Genomic DNA, 8,309 nt, shown 5'->3' with positions numbered 1-8,309 from the left:
ACAAGGAACGCGGCTTCTGCTGCGGCGCCGGCGGCGCCCGGATGTGGATGGAGGAGCGGATCGGCAAGCGCATCAACACCGAGCGCGTCGACGAAGCCCTCTCCCTCAACCCGGACATCGTCTCCACCGCCTGCCCGTTCTGCCTCGTGATGCTCACCGACTCCGTCAACGGCAAGAAGAACGACGGCAAGGCCAAGGAGTCCCTCCAGGTCGTCGACGTCGCCCAGCTGCTGCTCGACTCGGTCAAGACCCCACCGGCCGACCCCGCGCCCGAGACGCAGCCCGAGGGCGCGCCGGAACCGGAACCGGTGAAGTAACCGTCCCCACAGAAGGACAACTCCACGGGAGAGACGCGCCTCCACGGGAGAACAGCGAGCGGCCGGACCTGCCTCGGGGGCAGGACCGGCCACTCGCGCGTACGGGGGCACGGCAACCGCGCGTTCCCTGGGAAGGACCCGGGCGGGGCGTTCCCGTGGGAAGGGCCCGGCCGCTCACACATCCGGACCGGGGCGGCCGCCGGATAACCTTTGACCTTCGATCACGCGCCGCCCATTGCCCTGACCGGACCGCTCGCACGAGCATCGTGGGGCGACCGGGAGAGCGGATGACGGCGATACGGGGGTGGGTCGTGCGGGTACGAGCCGGTGCGGGGACGGCCGCGGGGGCGCTCTGTGCAGCCGTGGTGCTGCTGACGGCACTGACCGGGTGCGGGACCACCCCCGACCGCCCCGCCACCAAGAACGGCGACACCGCTCCCCTCGCGGGGCGCGCCACCACCCCCTCGCTCCCGGTGCCGCGCGGCAGGGGCAGCCGCCTCCCCTCCGACTTCAACGGCGACGGCCACCGTGACCTCGTGCTCAACGACCTGGTGAAGTCCCCCACCGACAGCCACGGCGACGACTCGGGCATCGGCATCGTCTACGGCACGCAAACCGGCGCGGACACCGGCTCGAACTCCGCCACCGGAGCCGCAAGCGCCCTCGATCCCGCCGTCCGGCAGCTCCTCACCCCGCGTGAGCACGGCGCCGAGGTCCAGGGCGTCCTGCCGGCCGCCTTCGACGCCGAGGCCTCCTGCGACCTCGACAAGGACGGCTACACCGACCTGATCGTGGCCACGGACCCACCGTACGACGGCATCGGGCGCCCGCCCGTACCGCTCCAGCTGCTCTTCGGCTCCCCCACCGGGATCACGGGCAGGGCCGTCGTCCTGCGGATCCCCGAGCAGGCCCGCTACGGCAACGACTGGCCCGACCACCCCGTCTGCGGAGACTTCGACGGCGACGGAAGCACCGACCTGGCCGTCACCGCCTCCGCCGACCGCGTCAGCTTCCTGCGCGGCCCGTTCTCCCGTAAGGGCGCCCCGCGCACCGCCGCCGCCCCCGTCCCAGGCGGCGGCCCGGCGCTCGCGGCGCCCGCGGGAGCGGCCGACACCGACGCAGACGGCGCCGACGACCTGGTCGTCCTGCCCCGTACCCGTACTCCGGGCGCGGGCGGCAAGCTCCTGCTCGGCGGACCCACCGGACCCGCCCGCCCGGGCGGGCGCTACACCTTCGACGCGGTCACGGCCCCGCCCGCACCCGGGCTCCCGGAGGGCGAGACGAAACCGGTGACGGACGTGCTCGTGCACGCCGATTTCGACGGCGACGAGCGGCCCGACATGGTGACGCGGACGCACCGCGGCGAGCGGGCCGACGTGATCGCTCTGTACGCGGCGACGAAGAACCCGGCCGGCGCCCGCCCGCTGATCACCTTCAGCACGTCGATCTTCCTGCCCTGACGCTCCGTCGGGAGGCCAGGGCCCGCCTCTGACCTGCTCTCGGGCGCCCTGGGGAAGACCCCCCAGGGTTCCCCTAAGGGATGTCACAGGTCGGCAGCAAAGGCCTCGGCTTCCCGGTCCTCAGCCACCTCACGCACGCGGACCGGGTACGTTCGATGACGTGGCTGGATTCAGGATCGGACGCGGCCGGGACAACCGCACCCCGCAACGACAGCAGGCGCAGCAGGCACCCCCGCCCCATACGGGCGGCGGTCAGGCCCCTGCGCCGCCGTACACGCATCAGCAGCAGTGGCCCCGGGCGGGCGGGCCCCAGGGCGGCGGGCACGGCGAGCCGGAGTACTTCGGCGAACCGCACCCCCAGTACGGCAGGACCCAGGACCCGTACGCGGCCAACAACCCTGGCCACACGCAGATGTTCAGCGTGCACGACGACCCCTACGACGGCGGTGCGACCTACCGCGCGGGCGCCGCGCCCGCCGCCCCGGCGGGCCCGCGCCTGCACTGGAAGCAGCTCCTGAGCGGCATCGTGCTGCGGCCCGGTCCGACGTTCCTCCAGATGCGCGACTACCCGGTCTGGGGCCCCGCGCTCGTCGTCACCTTCCTCTACGGCGCGCTCGCGATCTTCGGCTTCGACGAGCCCCGCGACGAGGTCATCAACGCGACGCTCTCGAACGCCGTCCCTTACGTGCTCGTCACGGGCGTCGCGTTCGTGATCAGCGGCCTGGTCCTCGGTGCCGTAACCCACACCCTGGCGCGCCAGCTCGGCGGCGACGGCTCCTGGCAGCCGACGGTCGGCCTCTCGATGCTGATCATGTCCATCACGGACGCGCCGCGCCTCGTCGTCGCCCTCTTCCTCGGCGGTGAGAACTCCCTGGTGCAGCTGCTCGGTTGGGTGACCTGGCTGGCGGCGGGCGCGCTGTTCACATCGATGATCAGCAAGTCGCACGACCTGCCGTGGCCGAAGGCGCTGGGCGCGTCGGCGATCCAGATGATCGCGCTGCTGTCGATCATCAAGCTCGGCACGATCTGAGCCACCTACGCACGCGAAGGCCCCCGCCGCACCTGAACCGGCTCGGCGGGGGCCTCTTCCCATGTACCTGTTGTGTCTGCCGCACCGGTGCCCGATGGGGCGGCGGCGCCGGCCGGACGCCGCCGCGCTTGCCCCTCAATGTCTACGCCACCGGGCCCGCACGTCGTCGCCCGCCCGCGCCCACAAGGGGGCTAAAGAACCAGGCCGGGGGTAGGGACGGACGGCTCCACGGCTTTACCCACCTCCCCGGTTCGGGACCCGCGTCGAGCAAGACCAGGGGGCCACTCGGACACATTGCGGGCAGGGGACAAGCCTGCCCGAGTAGCCGGCAAGCGTACGGCCCCCTGATCATGCCCGACCCCAAACCGGGCAGGACACCGGCCAAAGCCGTTCCGCCGACCTCACACATGTGTCTAACCATCACGTAATCGGTCCACTACCCACTGCGCGGAATCAGCGTCACTCCGACTGCTTCCACCTTGGCCCTCCAGCGCTCTCCCCGTTCTACGGCCGCGCGCCCATCGCTGAGCATCTGATCGCGGATGACTCGCGCCGATTCATGTAGGACTGCAGCCTCCCTAGGGGTCATGGCTCGTTCCTGAATCCGCTGCACCGACCGATCAAGAGCCTCTACAGCGCCCTCGATGTCGCCCACATCCTCACCCGCCGAGGCGATCGCCGAGACTTCCCAGTACATCCATAGAGCCATGGTCGAAGCATAGGAGCAGGCCCGGAGTCCCTCGTCGTCACTAGGCCACACGAGGTCGCCCCCCTCCACACCGGTCGGTCGGAGCCCGCCGAAACTGCCCACGGTGGTATCCGGCGCACGCCAGCCGAGCCGCTCAACGGTCTGCGGACTAAAGGTGGCCGTGCCCTTCCCGTGCCCGTCCAGCCGGGAAACAGCGGGGAACAGCGGTCGCTGGCGGACAACGCCAATGAGAACGGCCCCTCACCGAGTTGCCCGGTCAGGGGCCGGTCACCTGCGGTGGGTGTGGGATTTGAACCCACGGTGACATCGCTGCCTACCCCTGGGCCGTACCTTGAGCCCTCCGAAGCTGTTGCCGTGCAGCAGCGAAGTACAGCAACCACAGCGACCGCAGCCGACCTTCAACGCACCCGAGGAGCCGAGCGGCCTGCCCGGCAGACCTCAGCGACCACCCCGCCGATAGTTCGCATTGAGAGGGTCAGCCCGTGCCACAGTCGTGCCAGATGGAGCGGGGACTCACGGGGAACGACGGCGACCGGCGGTGCGCCAACGCCGCATGCTCCGAAGCCAACGTTGCCCAAGCCAAGCCCCAATTCGCCCCACCTCGCTTACAAAGCAGTGGTCCAGTCGGGGGCCAGGCCGGGTCGTCCTTGCACTTCTTCCACCAACGGAACCCGTCGATCGCGGGCACTGACCGCTCCGTGCAGTCCGGACGCCTCAGTGGGACACTGATCCAACTCGATGTCTCAGGGGGCGGGAAGTGAACCGACGGCTCTTCGGCCTGGCATGCACATTGATCCTGGCTGTAGCAGCTACCACTACCGGATGCTTCGCCCGGTACTCGCCATGTCCAGGCGAGGGTCAGCGGCCCGAGAGACTTGGCAGCCAAGACCTGGTCGGCACCTACCGCAGTCCCGCTGGCGGATCCTTGACCCTCAACAAGGACGGATCGTTCACCACGGCCGGATGGCCCATCGATCTTGAGAGCGCCACGGGCGACCCCGAGAGAACCGGTAACGGCACTTGGGAGCTGACTCCCGCTGACAGTTCCGACTGGCCCGTCTCCTTCAGCTTCCGCGAGATCAGCGGTTACTGGGACAGCGAGACGGAGGGCGGCAACTACGGGAGCGGCGTCTACGTCGGCGGGAGCCGGGAGAAGCCTCATCTCTATGAGTTCGTTGGCGACCCGGACGTCTGTGACCTCATTACGTTCACACGCACCGATTGAGGCAGTTCTAAGGTGGCGACGCGGATGAAGAAAGGGCTTCCGGTGCAGAACGCCGGTGAGAATCTCGTCAGCCTCTTCATCGAGCCGTACGGCGAAGACTTCTGGCTGCAGCCTGGGGAGGTCTTCACCGTCACACCGACTGTCGCCGGGGTCGATGTCCAGTTCTCCATGGCCGTCGCGGCTGACCACATCACCGTGTGGCTCTATGAGGACGCTGACCCCTACAAGGTGATCCTCGACTTTGAGGTGCTTGACGAAGGTGGCGCCGCCTTGGAGTGCGGGCACCAACGGCCGACCGCATCCAGAGAAGAGCGGCAGGTCAGAGCGCTTCCTTCGACGGAGTGATCGGTTCGCCAGACTTCCGTACTACGGGCAAGACACTCCACGGGAAGTTGATCCAGTCGTCGGTGCGCTTCCAGACGTACTCGCACTTCACGAGCGACTGCGACTTCTCGTAGATCACGGCCGACCGCACCTCCGCCACATGGTCCAGGCAGAAGTCGTGGACGAGCTTGAGCGTCCTGCCGGTGTCGGCGACGTCGTCCGCGATGAGGACCTTCTTGTTGGAGAAGTCGATGACGTTGGGCACGGGCGCCAGCATGACCGGCATCTCGAGAGTGGTCCCCACGCCCGTGTAGAACTCCACATTCACCAGGTGGATGTTCTTGCAGTCCAGCGCGTACGCCAGCCCGCCGGCCACGAACACACCGCCGCGCGCGATGGACAGCACGACATCGGGCTCGTACCCGTCGTCGGCGATCGTCTGCGCCAGCTCGCGGATCGCGCCGCCGAACTTCTCGTAGGTCAGGTTCTCGCGTACGTCGCTCATGCCCCTGCTCCGGTCCTCACACCTGGGTCCGATGGAAATTGAGATACGAGCGGGAGGCCGTCGGCCCGCGCTGCCCCTGGTAACGCGAGCCGTAGCGCTCGCTCCCGTACGGCTCCTCCGCGGGCGAACTCAGCCGGAACATGCACAGCTGCCCGATCTTCATACCCGGCCAGAGCTTGATCGGCAGCGTCGCGAGGTTCGACAGCTCGAGCGTGACATGCCCGGAGAACCCCGGGTCGATGAAGCCGGCCGTCGAGTGCGTCACCAGGCCGAGCCGTCCGAGACTGGACTTCCCCTCCAGCCGCGACGCGATGTCGTCCGGCAGCGAGATGACCTCGTAGGTCGACGCCAGCACGAACTCGCCGGGGTGGAGTATGAACGCCTCGTCCCCCTCCGGCTCGACGAGCCGGGTCAGGTCACTCTGCTCGACGGCGGGGTCGATATGCGCATAGCGGTGATTCTCGAACACCCGGAAGTAGCGGTCCAGCCGCACATCGATGCTCGAGGGCTGCACCATGGATTCGTCGTACGGATCGATGCGCACGCGTCCGGCGTCGATCTCGGCCCGGATGTCCTTGTCTGAGAGAAGCACGCCCCGAGGATACGCAGAGCGCGCGGGCGGCCCCCAATCGGACACCTGCCCGCGCGCTCACTCCGCCCTTACTGCTTGTGCTGTGCGCCCTGCGCCACAGGCACGGCGCTCCTCAGCCGCGCACACCGCGGGCACCGGATGAGCCGCCCGGGCCCGATCCGGTCGGTCCCGAGCTGCTGCAACGGAAACGAAGCGGTACTGAACACATGCCCCTCGGCACAGCGGACGACGGTGCGCTCCATCAAGTCCATCGGGCCCCTTCCCCAGCGAATGCGGACGAAGCTCACATTAGGGGATACCTCGGACACCACCGCACGCGGCACTCCGCCCCGCCACCGTACGCCCCAACTCCCGCCCCCCGCAGCCGCGTCCGCCCCCCGGAAACGACGAACACCCCACGGCGAAATACACCGTGGGGCGAGCGATGAGGTAGAGTGTGCGACGATGCGGCACCGATCACCGGTCCGCTGCGCGGGTGTAGTTTAATGGTAGAACATGAGCTTCCCAAGCTCAGAGCGCGGGTTCGATTCCCGTCACCCGCTCCACGCAGAAGGCCCAGGTCATAGACCCGGGCCTTTCTTGTTGTCTGGACCGCACTAAGCGCCTTGCACCAGATCCGCACCAGAAGGCTTCTCCTTGCCCTTCTGGCGAGCGGCGCGCACCAGCTGATCCAGCCCGCTTGCAACTTCCTGCTGCCGGTCCAAGTCGGAGTGCTGATAGATCAGCGCGGCCTTCTCCGAGGACTGCCCGGCGCGCACCATCGTGTCCTTGAGCGTGGCTCCGGAACGGGTCGCGAGGGTGTGCCCAGTGTGACGAAGATCGTAGAAGCGGAAGCCGTCCGGCATGCCGACGAGGGTGCGGGCCCGACGCCACTTCCGCCCGAAGGTGGACCGCCGGAACGGCTTGCCCTTCTCCCCCACGAACAGAAGTCCGTCCGGTCCCTCCTCGGCGTACCGGTCGAGATGCCGTCGGAGGTCGGTCCGCAGAAAGGCCGGCAGGACCACGATCCGCTTGCCTGCCTCCGACTTGGTGTCGCCGGGAGCGCGGCGGCCGGTCGTCAGCTCGGGCGCGGCCATGCGCACGCGGACGGTCATCGCGTCCAGGTCGACGTCCTTGCGCCGCAGCTCGGCTTGCTCCTCCGGCCGCATCGGACCGTACGCGCCGAGGTAGACCATGAGCCGCCAGCGAGGACCGAGGGCGTCGGCGAGCGCGTCGACCTGGTCCACGGTGGCGATCTGCCGTTCGGCGGACGACTCCTTGCCCCCGCCCTTGATACGGCAGGGGTTGCGGCGGATCAGCTCGTCATCGACCGCGGTCTCCATGATGGCCTTGAGCAGCCGGTACGACTTGGCCACGGTTGTGGCGGCCCCGGTGGACGCCAGCCGCTCGGCCCGCCAGGTGCGGACGCGAGGCGCGGTGATCTCGCCGAGGTCCAGATCCTCGAAGGTGGGCAGCAGATGCAGCCGCAGGAGTCGGCGGTACAGCTCGTCCGTCGTGGCGGAGAGACCCCGCTCGTCGACCCACTGGAGCGCGTACTCCTTGAAGTTCACGGCACCGGCGTCCGGGTCCTGCCAGTTGCCGCGCGTCAGGTCCGCCTCGATCTGAGACAGCCAGACCTCGGCGTCCTTCTTGGTCTCGAAGGTCTCGGGCGCTCGGAACTCCTGCCCGTCGGGGCCCCGGTAGCTCGCCGTCCAGCGGCCGGACCGGTACTGGCGGACGGCACCGAAGCGCCGGCGGGTGCCCTTCTTGTTGGCCATCAGGCAGCCCTTCCGTAGCGGGCGCGGCGACGTCGGATGGGCTGGACGGTGTTGCCGTCGATGTAGGCGTCCAGGACGCTTTCCGCGATCCGCACATGGCGGCCGACCTTGACGAAGGCGATCCGCCGTTCGGCGATGAGCCGCCGAGGGAAACGGGCGGTGGTGCCGAGGCGTTCGGCGGCTTGCTCGACGGTCAGCAGGGGGTCACTCACGACCGGTCTCCTTCCAGGGCGGCGAGGGCTTCGCGGGCGGTTTCGCGGTTGAGTTGGATGTCTCGGGCGATGGAGGCGGCGAGGGCGGACTCACCGGGGGTGTGGCCGTGTCCGGCGTACTCCCAGGAGGCGAGGACGAGGACGGTGTCCGGGTCGCCGAGGGCGTCGTGGTCCTGGG

11 protein-coding genes, 1 tRNA gene and 1 pseudogene are annotated in these 8,309 nt (G+C 68.9%); 6 read left to right on the top strand and 7 right to left on the bottom strand.

The annotated features are described in order from the left end of the window. The 3 genes from IE198_RS34450 to IE198_RS34440 form a co-directional block, all read left to right on the top strand. On the top strand, positions 1–317 hold a 317-nt coding region (locus tag IE198_RS34450), incomplete at its 5' end, for a heterodisulfide reductase-related iron-sulfur binding cluster (protein WP_268246465.1). Positions 318–604: 287 nt separating this feature from the next. Further along, a complete protein-coding gene (locus tag IE198_RS34445) occupies positions 605–1,777 on the top strand; it encodes an FG-GAP repeat domain-containing protein (RefSeq protein WP_189893978.1) in 1,173 nt (390 codons plus the stop codon). Between the two features lie 160 nt (positions 1,778–1,937). Next, entirely contained in the window at positions 1,938–2,807 is an 870-nt protein-coding gene (locus tag IE198_RS34440) for a Yip1 family protein (RefSeq protein ID WP_189893976.1), read from the top strand. A 436-nt stretch (positions 2,808–3,243) separates the two neighbouring features. Here the strand turns inward: IE198_RS34440 and IE198_RS34435 are convergent, their stop codons facing one another. Continuing rightward, positions 3,244–3,516, bottom strand: coding sequence for a hypothetical protein (locus IE198_RS34435; RefSeq protein WP_189893974.1), 273 nt, complete (start codon positions 3,514–3,516; stop codon positions 3,244–3,246). 925 nt (positions 3,517–4,441) lie between these two features. Between IE198_RS34435 and IE198_RS36000 the strand changes: the two genes are divergently transcribed. Both IE198_RS36000 and IE198_RS34425 read left to right on the top strand, forming a co-directional pair. Continuing rightward, positions 4,442–4,741: a hypothetical protein gene (locus IE198_RS36000; protein ID WP_229834858.1), complete on the top strand. Its 300-nt coding sequence runs from the start codon at positions 4,442–4,444 to the stop codon at positions 4,739–4,741. 24 nt (positions 4,742–4,765) lie between these two features. After that, positions 4,766–5,086, top strand: coding sequence for a hypothetical protein (locus tag IE198_RS34425; RefSeq protein WP_189893971.1), 321 nt, complete (start codon positions 4,766–4,768; stop codon positions 5,084–5,086). Here the strand turns inward: IE198_RS34425 and IE198_RS34420 are convergent. From IE198_RS34420 to IE198_RS35995, 3 genes are all read right to left on the bottom strand, one after another. Then, positions 5,061–5,570, bottom strand: a complete 510-nt coding sequence (locus IE198_RS34420; protein ID WP_189893969.1) for a phosphoribosyltransferase — start codon at positions 5,568–5,570, stop codon at positions 5,061–5,063. The genes IE198_RS34425 and IE198_RS34420 overlap by 26 nt on opposite strands. A gap of 16 nt (positions 5,571–5,586) precedes the next feature. After that, positions 5,587–6,162 carry a dCTP deaminase gene (gene dcd / locus IE198_RS34415; RefSeq protein WP_100108266.1) on the bottom strand — a complete coding sequence of 192 codons (576 nt, stop codon included), beginning with the start codon at positions 6,160–6,162 and terminating at the stop codon, positions 5,587–5,589. A gap of 68 nt (positions 6,163–6,230) precedes the next feature. Beyond that, positions 6,231–6,413, bottom strand: coding sequence for a hypothetical protein (locus tag IE198_RS35995; RefSeq protein ID WP_229834856.1), 183 nt, complete (start codon positions 6,411–6,413; stop codon positions 6,231–6,233). A gap of 220 nt (positions 6,414–6,633) precedes the next feature. Between IE198_RS35995 and IE198_RS34410 the strand changes: the two genes are divergently transcribed. Then, positions 6,634–6,707: transfer RNA gene (locus IE198_RS34410), tRNA-Gly, on the top strand. A 51-nt stretch (positions 6,708–6,758) separates the two neighbouring features. Here the strand turns inward: IE198_RS34410 and IE198_RS34405 are convergent. The 3 genes and pseudogenes from IE198_RS34405 to IE198_RS34395 all read right to left on the bottom strand — a co-directional run. Then, entirely contained in the window at positions 6,759–7,919 is a 1,161-nt protein-coding gene (locus IE198_RS34405; RefSeq protein WP_189893967.1) for a tyrosine-type recombinase/integrase, read from the bottom strand. Continuing rightward, entirely contained in the window at positions 7,919–8,131 is a 213-nt protein-coding gene (locus IE198_RS34400) for a helix-turn-helix domain-containing protein (protein WP_189893965.1), read from the bottom strand. The genes IE198_RS34405 and IE198_RS34400 overlap by 1 nt, the downstream gene beginning before the upstream one ends. Further along, a pseudogene (locus IE198_RS34395) lies at positions 8,128–8,309 on the bottom strand (replication initiation protein); the annotation flags it as partial. The pseudogene IE198_RS34395 and the gene IE198_RS34400, both read right to left, overlap by 4 nt.

The organism is Streptomyces xantholiticus (assembly GCF_014651015.1).
In the GTDB taxonomy this organism is placed as follows: Bacteria; Actinomycetota; Actinomycetes; order Streptomycetales; family Streptomycetaceae; genus Streptomyces; species Streptomyces xantholiticus.
The sequence above is the reverse complement of the archived record's forward strand: the minus strand, read 5'-3'. Positions and strand labels throughout refer to the sequence as shown.